14 protein-coding genes are annotated in these 17507 nt (G+C 72.2%); 7 read left to right on the top strand and 7 right to left on the bottom strand.

Going from position 1 to position 17507, the window contains the following annotated elements:
- Window positions 1-15: 15 nt before the first annotated feature.
- From ABT336_RS16355 to ABT336_RS16340, 4 genes are all read right to left on the bottom strand, one after another.
- Entirely contained in the window at window positions 16-852 is an 837-nt protein-coding gene (locus ABT336_RS16355) for a DUF3152 domain-containing protein (RefSeq protein WP_350897435.1), read from the bottom strand.
- 167 nt (window positions 853-1019) lie between these two features.
- A complete protein-coding gene (locus tag ABT336_RS16350; protein WP_350897434.1) occupies window positions 1020-2114 on the bottom strand; it encodes a DUF3152 domain-containing protein in 1095 nt (364 codons plus the stop codon).
- A complete protein-coding gene (locus ABT336_RS16345; protein ID WP_350897433.1) occupies window positions 2098-3093 on the bottom strand; it encodes an alpha/beta fold hydrolase in 996 nt (331 codons plus the stop codon). The genes ABT336_RS16350 and ABT336_RS16345 overlap by 17 nt, the downstream gene beginning before the upstream one ends.
- Before the next feature lie 23 nt (window positions 3094-3116).
- Window positions 3117-6065 (bottom strand): hypothetical protein, encoded by a 2949-nt coding sequence (locus ABT336_RS16340; RefSeq protein WP_350897432.1) that lies wholly within the window; start codon window positions 6063-6065, stop codon window positions 3117-3119.
- Between the two features lie 147 nt (window positions 6066-6212).
- Between ABT336_RS16340 and ABT336_RS16335 the strand changes: the two genes are divergently transcribed.
- The 5 genes from ABT336_RS16335 (at window position 6213) to ABT336_RS16315 (ending at window position 11055) form a co-directional block, all read left to right on the top strand.
- On the top strand, window positions 6213-6851 hold the full coding sequence (locus ABT336_RS16335; protein WP_350897431.1) for a TetR/AcrR family transcriptional regulator: 639 nt from the start codon (window positions 6213-6215) through the stop codon (window positions 6849-6851).
- Between the two features lie 65 nt (window positions 6852-6916).
- Window positions 6917-7141 carry a DUF3107 domain-containing protein gene (locus ABT336_RS16330; RefSeq protein WP_350897430.1) on the top strand — a complete coding sequence of 75 codons (225 nt, stop codon included), beginning with the start codon at window positions 6917-6919 and terminating at the stop codon, window positions 7139-7141.
- 341 nt (window positions 7142-7482) lie between these two features.
- The gene (locus tag ABT336_RS16325) at window positions 7483-9195 is read left to right on the top strand and encodes a DEAD/DEAH box helicase (RefSeq protein WP_350897429.1); all 1713 of its coding nucleotides are present in this window, start codon (window positions 7483-7485) and stop codon (window positions 9193-9195) included.
- A gap of 89 nt (window positions 9196-9284) precedes the next feature.
- Window positions 9285-10436, top strand: coding sequence for a class I SAM-dependent methyltransferase (locus ABT336_RS16320; protein ID WP_350897428.1), 1152 nt, complete (start codon window positions 9285-9287; stop codon window positions 10434-10436).
- 166 nt (window positions 10437-10602) lie between these two features.
- Window positions 10603-11055 (top strand): helix-turn-helix domain-containing protein, encoded by a 453-nt coding sequence (locus ABT336_RS16315; RefSeq protein WP_350897427.1) that lies wholly within the window; start codon window positions 10603-10605, stop codon window positions 11053-11055.
- Here ABT336_RS16315 and ABT336_RS16310 read toward each other — a convergent pair.
- The 3 genes from ABT336_RS16310 to ABT336_RS16300 all read right to left on the bottom strand — a co-directional run bounded on the left by ABT336_RS16310 (window position 11036) and on the right by ABT336_RS16300 (window position 15549).
- Window positions 11036-12040, bottom strand: coding sequence for a DUF8832 domain-containing protein (locus ABT336_RS16310; RefSeq protein WP_350897426.1), 1005 nt, complete (start codon window positions 12038-12040; stop codon window positions 11036-11038). The two genes, ABT336_RS16315 and ABT336_RS16310, sit on opposite strands and share 20 nt — an antisense overlap.
- An 86-nt stretch (window positions 12041-12126) precedes the next feature.
- Complete coding sequence (locus ABT336_RS16305) at window positions 12127-13257, bottom strand: hypothetical protein (protein WP_350897425.1); 1131 nt, start codon at window positions 13255-13257, stop codon at window positions 12127-12129.
- A gap of 129 nt (window positions 13258-13386) precedes the next feature.
- Complete coding sequence (locus ABT336_RS16300) at window positions 13387-15549, bottom strand: RecQ family ATP-dependent DNA helicase (RefSeq protein WP_350897424.1); 2163 nt, start codon at window positions 15547-15549, stop codon at window positions 13387-13389.
- A 158-nt stretch (window positions 15550-15707) separates the two neighbouring features.
- Between ABT336_RS16300 and ABT336_RS16295 the strand changes: the two genes are divergently transcribed.
- Both ABT336_RS16295 and ABT336_RS16290 read left to right on the top strand, forming a co-directional pair.
- Complete coding sequence (locus ABT336_RS16295) at window positions 15708-16619, top strand: hypothetical protein (protein ID WP_350897423.1); 912 nt, start codon at window positions 15708-15710, stop codon at window positions 16617-16619.
- Window positions 16619-17161, top strand: coding sequence for a hypothetical protein (locus tag ABT336_RS16290; protein WP_350897422.1), 543 nt, complete (start codon window positions 16619-16621; stop codon window positions 17159-17161). The genes ABT336_RS16295 and ABT336_RS16290 overlap by 1 nt, the downstream gene beginning before the upstream one ends.
- Window positions 17162-17507 lie beyond the last annotated feature (346 nt).

Raw genomic sequence — 17507 nt, 5'->3', positions numbered from 1 at the left:
CTCCGGGGAGCCCGATCAGATGCCGTCGACCGGGTCACCGGCGTACCGGCGGCCGTCCAGGTGCGGCCACGCGTACGCCACGCACCCGTCCAGCCCGTACGTCTGCTGCTGCATGACGGGGGCGGGACGCCCCGGACCCGGGCACGCCTCGTGGCCGTACCCGAACTCGTGCCCGACCTCGTGGTTGATCACGTACGACCGGTACACCTCCAGCGGAGCGCCGTAGTCCGGCACCGCCTCCAGCCAGCGGGCCAGGTTGACGATCACCTGCCCGGGGAGCCGACAGGAGGTGTAGCGCTCGGTGCTCAGGCCACCCAGGGCACACATCTGCTCGGAGGTGGCCGGGCTGGCCAGGTAGACGGTGAAGTCGGCCTCGGCGGGCTCGGCCACCCGCTGCACCCGGCGGGTCGCGTCGGCGGTCCACCCACGCGGGTCGGCCAGGGCCTCGTCGACAGTGGCGGCGAACGTGGGAACGTCCTGGCCGACACCGGCCTCGACGGCCACCCGGTAGCGGTGCAGGGGGCCGCCGTCGCCCCGGACCGGCGTACCACCCTCGGCGGTGACGAAGGTGCCGGTGCCGAAGGTGGGGATTCCCGGCCGTCCGGGCGAACCACCGTCACCCCCCGAGGGGCTCGACAGGCCCGCCGAGGGGCTCGGGACGGCCGCCGAGGGGCTCGGGACGGCCGCCGAGGGGCTCGTCAGGCCCGGCGGCGCGCCGCCGGAACCGCCGGACCGGGCCGTCGACGGGTCGGTGGACGGTGCGGACACCACGAGTACGGCGAGCACCAGTGCCACGGCCAGGACCAGCACCGGCAGCAGCCGTCGAGCGGGTAGGGCAGGCAGGAAGCTCACGAAACCCAGCGTCGCACCCGATTCCGGCCGAAGTCGGGGAAACCGGATTATCTGCGAAGAATCCTCGCGTCACCCTGGACAAGACGTCCCACCCCATGCCGGAGGCCCACTCGTGCCGGAGGCCGCCGGCCCACCTCTTGCCGAAAGGCCCAGTCCGAAGGCCGTGGTCAGCGACGTGGGCCCGCGTACCGGCGGCCGTCGAGGTAGGGCCAGGGGTTGGGGGTGCACCCGTGCAGGAAGAGGGTCTGCTGCATCATCACCGGCGCGGGACGCCCGGGAGCGGGGCACCGCTCGTGACGGTGTCCCAGTTCGTGGCCGACCTCGTGGTTGACGACGTACTGCCGGTAGACGGCGAGGGGGGTCCCGGCCCGTACGTAGTGCGGCACCGACGTCCGCCACCGCTCCAGGTTGATGATCACTCTCCCCGGCCCCCGACACGAGGTGTACGGCCTACCGTCCACCCTGATGTCCACTGCGACGGCGGCGCACATCCGTCCGGCCGTCCGGGGCGTCGCCAGGTAGACGGTGAAGTCGTGCCCGGCAGTCCCGGGCACCTGTCGCAGCCGTAGCCGCCCCCCGTCCACCCAGCTTCCCGGCCCGACCAGCGCCTCGTGGACCCCGTCTGCGAAGGACCCGACGTCGGCACCGGCGCCACGCTCCACGGCGACCCGGTATCGGAGCACCTTCCCGGAGCGGCCCAGCACCGGACCGGTCCGGTCGGAGTGGGAGAACCGACCGCTTCCCGCCGACGGCGTCGTACCCGCGAGTCGCGGCACCCGTCGGGGGTCGGCCTCCGGCACGACCACCGGCCCACCCCGCTCCGCCGACCGAGCGGACCCGACCCCGGACCCGTCAGCGACAGGCCCGACCCCGGCACCCCCAGGCCCGGACCCGACACTCTCAGGCCCGGATCCGGCGGACCCAGGCCCGGATCCGTCGGCCCGAGGGCCGGATCCGTCGGCCGCCGACCCGGGTAGGGCGGCGGTGACCAGCTCGGACACCCTGGGGGCGGGTTGGTCCGCAGCCGGGATCCCGGCTGCGGGGTCACCCGGTTCGACGGTGGTGGCCACCGCCCCGGCGGGCGGGTCGGGGGCGTCGACCACAGCGAGCAGCGCCGCGCCGAGCGCCAGCGACAGGGCGAAGAACCTGGCCCGCCGGGCGAACGCGGGACGGGCCGACCCGCCCGACGTCGGATCCGGGAGGGATCGGCCGGGTCCGGACCTGTCGGGTACGGATCGTGATCGGTCAGTGGCTGGCAGCACCCGGCCAGGGTGTCACGTCGGACCCGGCCGAGGCCCCCTGCGACTCGCCGAGCAGGCCCAGAACGGCGCGGGCGACGGTACGCGGCACCTCCATCTGCGCCACGTGACCCACCCCGGTGAGCATCAGCAGTCGGCTGTCCGGGATCACCCGGGCGGTCTGCGGGGACACCCGGACGTCGACCAGCCGGTCCTTCATGCCGCCGATCACCAGGGTCGGGGCGCGTACCCCGGCGGCCAGGCGCCACAGCGAGTCGGTCCCCCGCAGGTAGGACCGCAGGAAGCTGCCGACCAGGCCACGGAAGGTCCGCAGGTAGGCGGCGGCGTAGTGCTCGACCTGGGCGCGGGCCTGGATCTCCGCCAGGGCCTCCGCCTGCCGCTGGGGGCTGATCCGGGACAGGTCGCCGACGCACGCCTCCAGGGTCTGCTGCGCCATCACCTCCGGGGCGATCTTCGCCAGCCGCCAGGCCACCAGCCGCTCCCCACCGGGGACGGCCAACACCGGCAGCATCCGGCCCTGGAGGGAGCGTCGGAAGTCCAGGAAGGGCAGGGCCGGGGAGATCAACGTCAGGGTACGGACCAGTTCGGGCCGTCGCGCTGCCACCCGGACCGCCACCGACCCGCCCAGCGAGTTGCCGATGAGGTGCACCGGACCCCTGTCGGACTGCTCGATCCAGCGGACCGTCAGGTCGGCGAAGGACGCGATGGTGTACCGGCTGCCCGGCTCGCTGCGGCCGAAACCGGGCAGGTCGATGGCCTGACCGTCGAGTCGACCAGCGAGCAGACCGGCCAGGTCGGTCCAGTTCTGCGAGGACCCGCCGAGCCCGTGGAGGTAGAGCGCCGGTTCGGCGTCGGGGGCGGTCGCCGGGGTCTCCCGGACGTAGGTCGCAGCGCCGTCGACAGGTACCGACCGGCCGGGCCAGGGTGGCGGGATCCGGTCTTCGGGCAGGAGGTCGTCCGGCCAGAGGGTGGCACGCTTCATGGATCCAGTCTGCCCCCACCCGTCTAGGCCAGCAGGGCCTCCAGCCGACGGTTCACCGCCGCCAGGGTGGCCCTGACCACTGCCTGTCGGGGGTCACCCTGGACCAGGGCGGAGCCGGCGATCTGCTCCACCCAGCCGTCGCAGACCAGCAGGACCACCACCGTGGCGACCTCGCAGTTGCCGAACGGCACCACCGCCGCGTGCTCGACGAAACACCGACCCGAGTCGGCAGTACGGCCGGTGCCCCGCAACAGCTCGTCCACGGCTGCTGCGGCGGCGACGGCGCAGAGCCGGAGCACGTACCCGTCGACGGCCGGGCCGCTGGTGAATCCCGAGGCGGGCTCCCCCGCCGCGAGCAGGCGCACCTCGACCGTGGCGTCCAGACCGAAGGTGCTGACCTGCACGTGGTCGATGACCACCCGGGGTCCCTGTCGTCCGCCGGTGTCCAGCGGGCGCGACGGGGCCGTCTCCGTGGTCGTCATCTGCCCGCCGGAGTACGAGGAGCCGAGCAGCGCCGGGCTCCCGGTGGCCATGCCGGTCGCGGCCGACGAGGCGGCGGGTTCCTGCGTACCGGCGGGGGTGGTCTGTCGACGGCGACGCGGGGGTGCCGACGGTGCCGGTCCGGTCGGCCGGTCCCCCCGGACTCCGGTGGGGCTCGGCGCACCGGCGGGGACCGGGGACGTCGCGTCGCCCCCGGTCGGGTGCTCCGGGGCGCGACCCGGCCGGGCAGGTGGGGTCGGGGGTGCCTGGCCCTCCACCGGACGGGCTTCGGCCCCGGACCGCAGGCCGGGCGGGACCGGCGGGGCGGGAAGGTTCTGCGGGGCGGCCGCCAGCCCCATCCGCTCCTGGAGCAGGCGGGCGACGTGCCGACTCACATCGGCCGGGTCCGCGCCGTCGGAGAGGTCGAGTCGCAGGCTGTGCGCCCCGGCGGGGGTACGCCGCAGCGAGGCGTCCCGGACGCCCCCGACGCCTCGGACGGCGGCGAGGATCGCCTCGACGTCGAACCCTTCCGGCCGTTCCTGCGGCGGGTCGGGCTCCTCCTCCCGCCGCAGATGGGTGGCGATCCGAGCGAGCTCGGGGGATTCGGTGGGCTCCACTGTCGGCGGCTCCGGCACGACGGGCACGTCCGGCTCGGCCGGAACGCGCTGCGGCAGCAGCTCCGCCCGGTCCTCGGCATCCGGGTCCGCCGCAGGTGCCGGTTCGGGGGCGGATCGACGGGCCGAGTAGGGGGCTGCGCTCTCCGGTTCGGGCGCGGACGGATGGCGATCGAGGTGGTCGCTGACGCCGGGGGTGGGGGCGACGACCGGGCCGGCCTGGTCAGCCGGGGGCAACGATCGGGTCGGTGGTTGCGGGGTCACCGGGCCGTCGGCGGGCTCGGTGGGCAGGGGCTCCGGTTCGGTACGGACCGGCCGCAGCCGGAACGGCCGGACCAGCGCACCGGCGTCGGGCGTACCGGCGTCGGGCGTACCGGTGTCGGTGCCGGTCGGCGGCTCCTCCGGGGTCTGCGCCCCGGCGGTCGGTGCGCCGGTCGGATCCTCGGGTGCTCCGCCCCGCGCCCATGGTGGGCGTTCTCCGGCCTCCCGGGACCTGATCCGCGACGCGGACGGGGGGTACCCGCGCCAGGCCTCCGGCGGGGTCGACTCGTACCGGTTCGGTTCGCTGCGCATCGGCTGGTACGGCCGGTGCTCCTCGGCCGACACCGGCTCGTACGGTCGGTGTTCGACTTCCGGGGTCGGCTCGTACGGGCGGGAGGTCCGGTTCGCCGTCGGGTCGTACGGCTGGCGGGACTCGCCCGACGTCGGGTCGTACGGGCGGCGGGTCTGCGTCGCGTCCGGGTCGTACGGGGGTGCGGGGTCGGTCGGCGGAGGCTCGTACAGCCGACGGACCTCTGGTGACATCGGCTCGTACGGTCTCGGCGACGGATCGGCCGGGGGCCTGCTGTCGGTCTGCGGACGGGTCCGCTCCGGCGGACGGGCCGACTGCTCCGGCTGGCGGGCCGACTGCTCCGGCTGGCGGGTCGGGTGCTCCGGCTGGCGGGTCGGCTGCAGGTGCTCCGGGTGGGGTGCCCACTCGACGCGTTCGGGGGGGTCGCGGTCCTCCCGGCCCCGGCGGCCGGTGGGCTCCTCGTCGGTGCGGGCCCAGGGCGGGGCCCACCCCTCGCTCCAGCTCGGGCGGTTCCAGTTCGGTCCCGGCCAGTCGGGTTCGTCGTCGTCGAGGCGGCGGGCGGGCGGGCCACTGGACGGGCCGTCCCGAGTCGGGTCGGCACCGCGCCCCTGGGTCGAATCGGTGCCGCGTCCGTGGCTCGGGGCGGCACCGCGCCCCTGGGTCGGATCAGTGCCGCGCCCCTGGATCGGGTCGGTGCCGCGTCCGACCTGGTCCCGCTCCGGTCGGTGGTCGCTCCGGAGGTCGTCGACCCGACGGTCGAGGGAGGCGTCGGAGGAGTGCCGGGCATTCGGCGGGTCCCCGGCGACCGGGGGCCGCCCGGTGGGGCGCTCGGTCGGGGGTGCGGGCCGCTGGAAGGGCACGACGACCCGGTCGGTGTCGTGGTCCCGGCGGCGTTCGGCGCGCAGGCCGGGCGGGGCGCTGACCGGGTGCTGGGGTTGCGACGGCGGGGAGCTCACCGGGATCCGGGGGCCGCCGGGCGGGGCACTGATCGGGACCTGCCGTTCGCCGGGGATGTCGGTCGGGCCGTGACCGTAGCCGTTCACCCGGTGCCCGTTGGCCCGGGTCGGCAGTCCGTCGCCGGGGTGGTGGCCGGGCAGCGGTGGGGGCAGGTCTCCGTAGCGCGGCGAGGACGCCGACCACGCGGACTGTGGTTCCGGCTGCCAGCCGCCTGCGGCCTCCCCCTCCGGGGACCAGGCAGCTGCGGCGGAAGCCCACCCACTGCCGGGGCGGGCCAGGTCGTCGTGCTGACCCGTCCCGTCACCGTGCTCTCCCGGGGTGGCAGCTCCGGGTTGACCTGTTTCACTCACCGCGCGCTCCTTGGTCGCCCTCGCTGAGGCTACCGTGTGGTGACAGTGGCGATAAGTTACAGCGGCGGGCCAATTCCGGGTACGGGTCGCACCTCGACCGGTTCGGGCGATTGATGCCGGCTCGTACGAAGAAACTCGGAGGTTCCCATGACCGCGTTGGGGAACGGTGCACAGACTGCCGGCCGACCCACGCGTCTGCCACGTTCGGCGCGCCGTAAGCAGCTGCTCGCGGCGGCGCAGGAGGTGTTCGTCGCACAGGGGTACCACGCTGCGGCGATGGACGACATCGCCGAACGGGCCGGCGTCTCCAAGCCCGTGCTCTACCAGCACTTCCCGGGCAAGATGGACCTCTACCTGGCTCTGCTCGACACCCACTGTGACGCGATCGTCGCCAAGGTCCAGGAGGCGATGGTCGGGACGAACGACAACAAGGAGCGGGTCTCCGCCTCGGTGCGGGCCTACTTCGACTTCGTCGACCACGAGAGCGAGGCGTTCCGGCTGGTATTCGAGTCGGACCTGCGCAACGACCCGGCGGTACGCCAACGGGTGGAACGGGTCGAGCAGGGCTGCATCGCCGCGATCACCGACACCATCATCTCGGACACCGGGGTCAGCCGGGCGCACGCCGAGCTGCTCGCCTCGGGTCTGGTGGGGGCGGCCGAGACGGCTGCGCAGTTCTGGCTGGCCGGGGGGCGTCAGGTGCCGAAACCGGAGGCGGAGGCCCTGGTGGCGGCGCTGTCGTGGCGGGGAATCGCCAGCTTCCCGCTGCAGGGTGAGTCAGCCTGAGCATCGGCTCCACAGATCGGATAGCCTTCGTCCGGCGGCTCTTTCGCCCCAGTTGAGGAGGCACAGTGGAGGTCAAGATCGGCGTGCAGTACGCGGCACGCGAGCTGGTGTTGGAGAGCGCTCAGACGCCGGCGGAGATCGAGCAGATCGTGGCCGACGCCCTCGCCAGCGACGGAACGCTGTCCCTGACCGACGAGAAGGGCCGGCGGCTCGTCGTCCCGGCGAGCAAGGTCGCCTACGTCGAGATCGCCGAGGCCTCGCCCCGCGCTGTCGGTTTCACCCCTCGTTGACGGTCGGGGCCCGGACACGGGCCCCGACCCTCGACACCTCCGCTTCTCTTCGTGGTTGTCCGGTCTCTGCCGCCACTGCGCCCCGAACCCGCCGGATGGTGACCTGGTTCACAGGATTCCCGGCGCGGTGGGCTTGTCCGCATGGATGGAGCCATATCCCTGCGGCTCAGGTAGGATGAACCAGTTGCCGTGGGCGCCGATCCGTTCGACGTTCAGCCTGCGGCGCGCGTGCGGCCCGGTCCGGCTCGGCGGTCCCCGCCCCCGACCGTGTGGCCCGCGCCAATATCGAAGCGCCCTGAGGACTCCAGGGGCGCACCACGAGAGGGCACCCCGAAATCCACATGAGCGAACAGAACCGAGAGCAGACAACCGAGCAGGAACCGATCGCCACCGTACCGGTGCGGCCCGAGGCCCCGACCTTCGCCGACCTGGGCGCACGGTCCGAGACCGTGGAGGCGCTCGCCGCCGCCGGTATCACCCGGGCCTTCGCCATCCAGGAGTACGCGCTGCCGATCGCGATGCGCGGCACCGACCTGATCGGCCAGGCCCCGACCGGCACCGGAAAGACCCTCGGCTTCGGCGTACCGCTGCTGGAGCGGGTGTTCGCCCCGGGCGAGGGCAGCGACGGCGTTCCGCAGGCCCTGGTCGTCGTCCCCACCCGTGAGCTGGGTCTCCAGGTCGCCAAGGACCTCGACGCCGCAGGGCGGACCCGGGGCGTCCGGGTCCTGCCGATCTACGGCGGGGTGGCGTACGAGCCGCAGATCGAATCGCTGCGCAAGGGCGTGGAGATCCTGGTGGGTACGCCGGGTCGACTGCTGGACCTGGCCAAGCAGAAGCACCTGCGGCTGGACCGGGTGCACGCGCTGGTCCTGGACGAGGCCGACCGGATGCTCGACCTGGGCTTCCTGGACGACGTGGAGAAGATCCTGGCGATGCTGCCGGAGGACCGGCAGACGATGCTCTTCTCGGCGACGATGCCGGATCCGATCGTGGCGTTGTCGCGGCGGTTCCTGCGTCGTCCGGTGACGATCCACGCCGGGCACACCGCCGAGACCGGCCCGAACCCGCAGACCACGCAGCTGGCCTACCGGACCCACTCGATGAACAAGATCGAGATCGTGGCCCGGATCCTCCAGGCCGAGGGTCGCGCCCTGACGATGATCTTCACCCGGACGAAGCGGGCCGCCGACCGGGTGGCCGAGGACCTCGACTTCCGGGGCTTCGCGGTGGCGGCAGTGCACGGGGACCTCGGTCAGGGTGCCCGGGAACGGGCGCTGCGGGCCTTCCGGGCCGGCAAGATCGACACTCTGGTCGCCACCGACGTGGCCGCCCGGGGCATCGACGTGAGCGGGGTGACCCACGTCGTCAACTACGACTGCCCCGAGGACCAGGACACCTACACCCACCGGATCGGGCGTACCGGCCGGGCCGGTGCCACCGGCGTCGCGGTGACCTTCGTCGACTGGGACGACATGCCCCGGTGGCGGATCATCGACAAGACCCTCGGGCTGGACATGCCGGAGCCGCCGGAGACCTACCACACCTCCCCGCACCTCTACACCGACCTGGCGATCCCCACCGACGTCAGCGGCACCCTGCCGTCCGCCGAGCGGACCCGGGCCGGGCTCTCCGCCGAGGTCGAGGAGGACCTCGGCGGCGGCCGGTCGCGGCGGGGCGACTCCGCCCGGCCCCGACGTGGTGAGCGGGGTGACCGGACCGAGCGGGGTGACCGGACCGAGCGGGGTGACCGGAGTCGGCGACGCCGTCGGCAGGACGGTGACGCCCCGACCACCCCGGACGCCGCCGAGACCGGCACCGCCCGGGACGACTCCGCAGGAGAGGGCAACCCGGCCCGTCGGCGTCGCCGCCGCCGCGCCGGTGAGGTGGTGTCGGGCGAGCCGACCCCCGAGTCCCCAGCGGTGGTCACCGCCGGGACGGGTGACGCCGCAGCGCCGTCGGGCGACACCGCCGCCAAGCCGCGCCGTCGACGCCGCCGCCGTGGGGCGGGGGGCGCCGCCGGGAGCGGTACGCCGGCCGAGGTGACCGCCGACTGACCCGGCACCCGAGACAGGTGTGAACCGACGTCCCCGTACCGTGCCGGTGCGGGGACGTCGGCCGTTCGGCGGACGTGGATGATGGAGCGATGCCGGAACCGTTGGACGCCGCCCTGACCGAGGTCCGGGCCCTGCTGCTGGACCCTGCCCTGACCCGGGCCGTCGCCGCCGGGCGTCGTCGGGGGCAGCGCCCCTCGGTGGTCCGTGCCGAGCTGCGCCCGGTCACCCTCAAGGCGGGGACCCGGTTGCAGATCGCCACTTCCGACGGCGACCGCCCGTTCACCCGCAACGTCACGCCGGGGGCGGAGGCCGACGCGGCGGTGGACGCGTTGCTCGCCGAGCCGTTCGGCAACTGGCACGTGGAGACGGTCGACGCCACCGTCCAGCTCCGGGTCACCAAGTCCGGCGAGGCCCAGGTGCACCGGGCGAGGACCGCCCGGACCCCGGTCGAGCCGGGCGGACACGACCGGGTCAAGGAGTATCTCCTCGACCCCGGTGACCCGATCTTCGCCGAGATCGGCGGCTCGGCGGCGAAGCGGCGTCAGGTCGACGCCTTCCTGCGGGCTCTGGCGGCCACCCTCCCCGACGACCTGACCGGTCCGCTGCGCGTGGTCGACCTGGGCTGCGGGAACGCCTATCTCACCTTCGCCGCCTACCGGTACCTGTCCCGGCGGGGGTTGGACGTGCACCTGGTCGGGGTGGACGTCCGACCCGACCAGCGTCGTCGCAACACCGACCTGGCCGGACGCCTGGGCTGGGCCGACCGGGTGACCTTCGTCGCCGGGACCATCGCCGACGCGGTGGTGGACCCGGCTCCGGACCTGGTCCTGGCCCTGCACGCCTGCGACACCGCCACCGACGAGGCGTTGGCCCGGTCCCTGCGGTGGGGGGCCAGGTGGGTGCTCGCCGCGCCGTGCTGCCACCACGACCTCGCCGCCCAGCTGCGCACCCGGCCCGCCCCGGGGGCGTACGACCTGCTGACCCGGCAGGGGATCCTCCGGGAGCGCTTCGCCGACGTGCTCACCGACGCGTTGCGGGCCGCACTGCTGCGCCTGCACGGCTACCGGGCCGAGGTGGTGGAGTTCGTCGACTCCCAGCACACCCCCCGTAACCTGCTGATCCGGGCCCGCCGGACCGGGGCGGAGGGCACACCCGCCCAACGCGCCGAGTACCGGGACCTGGTGGACCAGTGGGGCGTGACCCCGCGCCTGGAGACCCTCCTGACCCCCGACGAGGGCTGACCACCGCCCACGATCGCCCCCACGCGACCCGCGACCCCGACCGGTGCGACGTAAGACCCCCGCGACGCAGATTGGGTCGATCGGCGGGTTCGCCCCGACTACGCGTCGTACTACCCTCATTGACGCGCCGATCGGTGCGTCAGGCCGGAAGGAAGTCCCCACTTCGATGGGTTCCGCACAGGTGTCACCGCAGCACGCGTTCGCGCGGTTCGTCCGTCGGGCGATCGACGACGCCCGCGAGACACGCGGCTGGACGGTGACGGACCTGGCCCACCACACCGGCGTCGGCCGGTCCACGGTCTTCCGGTGGCTGGCCGGGGACTGGCAGGACTACCCGGAGTTGGCGAAGGTGCGCGGTTTCTGCACCGCCCTGGACCTGCCGGTCACTGCGGCGTTCCGGGCGCTCGGGGTGCCCGAGGCCGGGGGGTTGCCGCGTCGGCGCGGCGACGAGAACCCGGTCGAGGCGGACATCAGGGTGATCCTGGACCGGCTGGCCGATCCCCGGATCCCGGCGGAGGAGAAGCACCACATCCGGGACCTGCTGCGTTACCTGGCCCGCCGCCCGATCACCCGGACGTCCGGCCGGGCCGACGGGGACGTCACGCCACGGTCAGCGTGAACTCTGCGGTCCGGACCTCACCGGCGATCTGGAAGTCCAGGTAGAGCCGATACCGACCGGGGCCGGGGGCGGTCACCCAGAACTTCACCGCCGCCCCGTCCAGTTCCGGTTCGGGATGCACGTGCAGGTAGCCCAGGTCCCCTTCACGCAACGCCACCAGGTGCCCGTAGGCCCCGAGGTACCGCTCCAGGGTCGGCACCGCGCCGTCCGCGCCCCGGACTGTGAACACCAGGGGTACGGCGGTTCCGGGTTGCGGGTCGCCGTCGTAGGAGACGGTGAACCCGTCGACGACGGCCTGCCGGGTCGGTTCGGGCAGCGGCCGGGGGATGTGGTCCCCGGGGGCGACCAGGTCCACCCCGAGGGTGACGGCCGCCTGGAGTCCGTCGTCGGCGACGGCGGTGAAGTCGGCGTACATCCGCCAGACGCCGGGCTGGGCGAGGGTCAGCGGGATTGACCAGGTCCCGTCGGGTGCCATCGTCGGGTGCAGGTGCTGGTAGCCGCCGAGGTCCCGGCGGACCACGATGAGGTGCATCGGCTTGTCGTGCACCACGGCGAACCGGGTCACCGGCTTCCGCTCCCCGTCGTGGACCTGGAACCGCAGCTCACCGGCCTGGCCTGCAGGCATCTCCGGGGTCAGCGGGACGAGGGTGTACCCGGCCGAGGTGACCGACAGCCCGGTGGCGTCGTCGGCGTCGGCCCCGTCGTGCTGGTGCGCCCCGGTCCCCGGCGCGTGACTGTGCCCAGCGACCGGGGCCGCCCCGCCCATGGTCCCGCCCGCCGGGGTCATCGCGCCCGGCACCGTCTCGCGGGGGTTCAACCGCCCCAACCCGAACCCCAGGAGTACGGCCACCAGCAGCCCACCCACCACCAGCGCCATCCGCAGCGTCCCCGGGTCGACGACGGTCGGTGCCGCCGCCCCGGCCGGATCGGCGCTCGACGGCCCGACGGCGACCTCGTCCTCGACGGCGGTGGACTGCTCAGACATGCCGCCACCGTACCGCCACGAGGTGATCTCGCCGGAGGCCGTCAGCCGGTGGGACCCTTGGAGCCCACCGGCTGACGGCACTCTTACTACCTGGTCGGTGACGGAGTCCGCGTCGTCGGGTTCTGCCGCGTTCGGTCGGAAAGGGTCGTGGCTTCATGCGAGGAGCCGGAACCTGACGGGGTCCTCGACATCCGAGCAGCTGCAACCTCGGCCACCTGGGAAGGGGGCAGCGTTACCGACCCCCTGTCAACCTTGGTACCCAACTCCACGGCCTTCGGGGGCGGGGGCGGAGGGACACTTTGTGTCGATTTGACATCCGCTACGGACGTCTTCTCATTCGCCGCGTCTGCGGACCTCACCGATGCCAGCTTCTGGTATTCCGCCGACGCCTTAACGAAATCCACGGCCCGTGAGGCGGAAGTGACTGCCGGCACCCGGGTTTCCGCGTAAAGAGCCGTTCGACCAGTCAGAAGAGAACGGCGCTTGCTCGCATCTTCCACAAGGGCCAAAGCGTAGTTAATCGAATCGTCGACAGCCCGCTGCGCATGGAAGACCGTACTAAAATCTTTCCTGTTCGCGGCGGATTTGGAATCAGCAACAAGGCTCCCGAGTTGGTTGAGAAGCTTGTCGTTCTTCATTGCTGCAGTCATCAAATTGTGAGAGGCTTCGTCGAAGCGAGCGCTGCCGATTCTTTGACCGACTTCATCCCGAATTCCTTGGGCCTTGTTCAGCCTAACCCCAGCTTCGTCCATCCCTTGGCTTCGCACCTCACCAGGCTTCTGCCGCGCCATGTTCACCTGCACCCTGAATTTGGCTACAGTGTTGGCGTATATATCCAAACGGTCATCAATCGAATCCAGCCTCCTGTACGTCTCAGCTGCTGCGGCGGCCGCTTTTACCAGGTGCCCTCGAATCTCCATCTGCGCCTGAAGAATCCCCTCCCCGTGGGAACCCAAAGCAGCCACCTCAGGCAGCTCGACCTTTAGTTCGTACGGCAGCTCTACTTCTTCGCCGACCTCAGCCGAGGCAACGGACTGCGAGTCCGAATCATCCGAATCGGCAGCCTTTGCCGTGGCGTTCGATCCGTCCGAGGTGAAGCCGCCCTCCCGATCTTGGCGCTCCTGTGAGTGCGAGCCATCGGGCGCGGAAGCTGTTGCTGCAACATCCGATCCGTCCGGCGGGTGTCCACTCTCTTGACCTTGGCGCTCTGATCCCATCACGTGACCCCTTCGCTCACTGAGCTGATGCAACAGATTCACGAAGTTGAGCGCCGACCGTTCAGTAACTTAGCGCGGCAATGCTATGATGAAAATCACAGGTTCGACCCGAATCGAATCGATGACGGGTCAGCCGGAGACGGCGAGGGTGAGGGGTAGCACCGCCGGGGCACCGGCTCGGCGCAGCAGTCGGGTGACGAGGGTCAGGGTCCAGCCGGTGTCGGCGAGGTCGTCCACGAGCAGGACCGGGCCGTCCAGCCCGGCGAGGGCGGTGGCCAGGTCGGAGTCGACGGTGAAGGCGTCGTGGAGGGCGCGTACCCGCTGGGCGCTGTTGCCCCGGGCGGCGGACCCGGCGGACGGGCCGACCGGGGTGACCTGGCCGAGCAGGGGAAGCCGACCGACGGTGGCGATCCGGTCGGCGAGCGAGGCGACGAGGGTCGGGTGGCGGCGGGAGCCGACGGCTACCACCCCGACCGGGCGGGACGGCCACCTGTCGTCGCCGTGCGCCCACGCCTTCAGGACCTCGACCACCGCGGCGGCCACGTCGTCGGGGACCGGGCCGTCGGGGGACTCCGGGCCGAGCAGTCCGCGCAGCCGCCCACCCCACCCGAGGTCGGAGAGGCGCCCCACGGCCCGCCCCGGCAGCGCCTGCTCCCCCGGCGGGATCCTGCCCTTCAGGGGTACGCCGACGGCGTCAAGCCCGGTCGGCCAGAGCTTCTTCGGTGGCAGGTCGACGCCGGGACGGTCGAGGAAGGACTCCCCGGCGGTCAGCGCGGGGTCGGACACCTCCGGCGTGAACAGGGGGCCGGCGCACCTGTCGCACCGGCCACAGTCGGTCGCCCCGACGTCGTCAAGGCATTCCCGCAGGTAGCGAAGGCGGCAGCCGGGGGTGGTCGCGTACTCCCGCATCGCCTGTTGCTCGGCGGACCGGGCCTGGGCGACGCGCCGCAACCGGGCCTCGTCGTAGGCCCAGGCTTCGCCGGTGGCGAGCCACCCGCCGCGCACCCGGCGGACCGCCCCGTCCACGTCGAGGACCTTGAGCATCATCTCCAGGCGGGTACGCCGCAGGTCGACGACGGGTTCCAGGGCCTGGGTGGAGAGCGGTCGGTCGGTGCGCAGCGCCCCCAGGACGGTCCTGACCTGCTCCTCCGGCGGGAAGGCGAGAGAGGCGAAGTACCGCCAGATGGCGGCGTCCTCGACCCCGGGCAGGAGCAGCACCTCGGCGTGTTCGACGGCCCGACCGGCCCGTCCGACCTGCTGGTAGTAGGCGATCGGGGAGGGCGGTGCCCCGAGGTGCACGACGAAACCGAGGTCCGGCTTGTCGAACCCCATCCCGAGGGCGCTGGTGGCCACCAAAGCCTTGATCTTGTTGTCGAGGAGGTCCTGTTCGGCAGCGCGCCGGTCGACGTCGTCGGCCTGCCCGGTGTAGGAGGCCACCGCCCACCCCCGGGACCGGAGGAACTCGGCGGTCTCCCCCGCCGCCGCCACCGTCAGGGTGTAGACGATCCCCGACCCGGGGAGCCGGTCGAGGTGGTCGGCGAGCCAGGCCAGCCGGTGGGCGGGGGTCGGCAGGTCGAGTACGCCCAACCGCAGCGACTCCCGGTCGAGGCTGCCCCGCAGGACCAGGACGTCGGGGCGTACCGCAGCGGCTCCGGCGGGACCGGTCCCGTCGGAGCCGAGCTGCTCGGCGACGTCGGCGGTGACCCGGGCGTTGGCGGTGGCGGTGGTGGCCAGGACCGGGGTCCGGTCGGGCAGACCGGCGAGGAAGGTCCGCAGTCGCCGGTAGTCGGGACGGAAGTCGTGCCCCCAGTCGGAGACGCAGTGCGCCTCGTCCACCACGAGGAGCCCGGTGGTGGCGGCCAACTGTGGCAGGACCCCGTCGCGGAAGTCGGGGTTGTTCAGCCGTTCCGGGCTGATCAGCAGGACGTCCACCGAACCGGCGTGGATCTCGGCGGTGATCTCGCCCCACTCGTCGAGGTTGGCCGAGTTGATGGTCCGGGCCCGGATCCCCGCCCGCGCGGCGGCCTCGACCTGGTTACGCATCAACGCCAGCAGCGGGGACACGATCACCGTCGGCCCGTGCTCCCCCCGCTCCCGCAGGAGTGCGGTGGCGACGAAGTAGACGGCCGACTTCCCCCACCCGGTCCGCTGGACGCAGAGCACCCGACGCCTGTCGACGACGAGCGCCTCGATGGCCCGCCACTGGTCCTCCCGGAGCCGGGCGTGCTCACCGGCCAGCCGACGCAGTACCGCCTCGGCCCGGTCGCGTACGGTCGCCTGCTCTTCCTCCATCCGGCATTCCTACCAGCCGCGCCGACCCCGACCCGCGAGCCCCGCCCCCGGTGCGCCGGGTCACAGGTGAATTCTGCGTGGACCATCGAACCGGCGGGCATCGACGGCCGTAGGTCGGACGCCGTTCGGCGGAATTCGACAACCGGAGAGGCCGAAGAATGGAAAACCCCGACCAGCGATCACGCGAATCCCCATCCACCGGTGCGGCGTACCACGTCCAACACCTGTGGAAGGCGTTACCCGCCGAGCAGGTGCTCGACGCAGCGGAGACCGAACAGCGCAGGGCCGCCGAGCTGTTGCGCACTGCTGCCGATTCCCTGACCAGCGCCCCCGAGCAGGAGAAGCAGGTGATAGGGCACCTGGAGGAGAGCCAGGAGACCTGCAATGCGGCGCACCTGTGGGTTCGGGCCGAACAACACCGTCGGTTGAACGTCGCGGGACTGGCCCGGACGGCGGACGCGAAGGACCTCGCCTACTCGCACGCGAAAAAGGCGGGCGCCGCTGAGATCGTGCAGGCGGCGGCGCTCGCCAAGGTGCGGGAGGCGATCGACGATCAGCGGACCGCCCTGATCCTCCGAAGGCTCGCTGCCGATATCAAGGCCCCTCCTGAGAGGCCGGTCCCAGCCGGGACCGACGATCCCGCCGAGGTGCGGCGTTTGGCGTCCCGTTCGCAGCAGAAGGTCGCCGAACACCTGACGGGGGCGATCTCGGACCAGCGGGACGCCGCAGGACGGGTGACGAGACTGCGGTCCCCGCACGGCTCCGGCCCTCTCGCGGAGGAGCGGCTAGCACCGGAGACGTTGACCACCGTCCGTGATCTACTGCTGGACCACGCCGACGAGCGTCTCGACAGCCGGGCGACGATCACGAGGGTCGCCGAGGCTCTGCAAGGGACGAGTCATCCCCTCGGTGAGCTGGCGCAGAAGTGCCGGCAGCAGCTCCAGACCAGCGGTGCCGCCCGACTGCCGTCCCCCACCACCGCAGCACAGCCCGATCGTCGGCCCGACGGTCACCAACCACCACCTCGGCATTCCAGCCCGAAGCCCCAGCAAGCCGGACGGAGCATCTGATGACAACCCCCGAGCAGCCCACCACCAACCTCGTCGCCGCCATCCGCTCAAATCAGAGAATGACCGATTCCTTCCTGAACGTGTGGGAGGAACTCCGTTCGGAGAACTCCTTCGAAAACACCAACAAGTACGCGTTACAGGCGAACGAATCCATGAGCAAACTCGGCAGTGACATCGACCAGGCCATTCAAAAGACTGACAAGAATTCCCAGAACTGGGAAAGCCTGGTCGAGGCGAAGGGACACCTCAGCACGGCGAAGAAGTATCAGGAAAGTGTCGTCAACCACTTGAACAATGATGCGTCCGACGAGCAGGTCAAGGCGGCCCAGAAAAAGGCCAGCGAGGCGATGGACCAGGTCTTCAGACACCTGCCCGGTGGCGTGAGCCACACCGTGGTCAGAGACTTCGCCGCCCAACCGGTACCGACGTCGCAGCAGAGTGTGACGACCACCCCCGACGCGAACGCGTACGTGGGCGGGCCGAGCCAGACCGCCGTCCAGGACCGTACGACCCGGCAGGCCCCCCGAGGGCCGGGACGGTAGCAGCACCTCCGGGTGTCCGCACGTCGCAGCGGTGCTCGTCGGGCGATCCGGGTCTGCGAGGTCGATCACCTCGTCGGGACTGAACCGGAGGGCGGTCCGCCCCGTCGTGTGGTCGACGACGCGGGCGGACCGCTCGCACCAGCGTCGGCGCCGAGGAAGGAATCAGGACGTGCCCGAGCAAGATGATCTTGAGAAGAAGTTCCGCGCCCACGGATACGAAGATCTAAGGGACGTCTCGTAACTCGGTGACGGGTCCATGGTGGATCATGTTGGGGTGCAGGTGATCTCGGCAGCTCGCCCGGAGTGGATCGTCCCGTTCACCGGGCTGCAGCCCGTCCAGTTCCGG

This window comes from Micromonospora sp. NPDC000207 (assembly GCF_040300925.1).
GTDB lineage: Bacteria > Actinomycetota > Actinomycetes > Mycobacteriales > Micromonosporaceae > Micromonospora.
Note: the sequence above shows the minus strand (reverse complement) of the source record. Positions and strands in the feature narration are given on the sequence as shown.

Excerpts from the sequence above, each read along its gene's own strand:
- ABT336_RS16345 (WP_350897433.1), bottom strand. The coding sequence starts at position 3,093 with ATGAAGCGTGCCACCCTCTGGCCGGACGACCTCCTGCCCGAAGACCGG.
- ABT336_RS16335 (WP_350897431.1), top strand. The coding sequence starts at position 6,213 with ATGACCGCGTTGGGGAACGGTGCACAGACTGCCGGCCGACCCACGCGT.
- ABT336_RS16325 (WP_350897429.1), top strand. The coding sequence starts at position 7,483 with ATGAGCGAACAGAACCGAGAGCAGACAACCGAGCAGGAACCGATCGCC.
- ABT336_RS16320 (WP_350897428.1), top strand. The coding sequence starts at position 9,285 with ATGCCGGAACCGTTGGACGCCGCCCTGACCGAGGTCCGGGCCCTGCTG.
- ABT336_RS16315 (WP_350897427.1), top strand. The coding sequence starts at position 10,603 with ATGGGTTCCGCACAGGTGTCACCGCAGCACGCGTTCGCGCGGTTCGTC.
- ABT336_RS16310 (WP_350897426.1), bottom strand. The coding sequence starts at position 12,040 with ATGTCTGAGCAGTCCACCGCCGTCGAGGACGAGGTCGCCGTCGGGCCG.
- ABT336_RS16305 (WP_350897425.1), bottom strand. The coding sequence starts at position 13,257 with ATGGGATCAGAGCGCCAAGGTCAAGAGAGTGGACACCCGCCGGACGGA.
- ABT336_RS16300 (WP_350897424.1), bottom strand. The coding sequence starts at position 15,549 with ATGGAGGAAGAGCAGGCGACCGTACGCGACCGGGCCGAGGCGGTACTG.
- ABT336_RS16295 (WP_350897423.1), top strand. The coding sequence starts at position 15,708 with ATGGAAAACCCCGACCAGCGATCACGCGAATCCCCATCCACCGGTGCG.
- ABT336_RS16290 (WP_350897422.1), top strand. The coding sequence starts at position 16,619 with ATGACAACCCCCGAGCAGCCCACCACCAACCTCGTCGCCGCCATCCGC.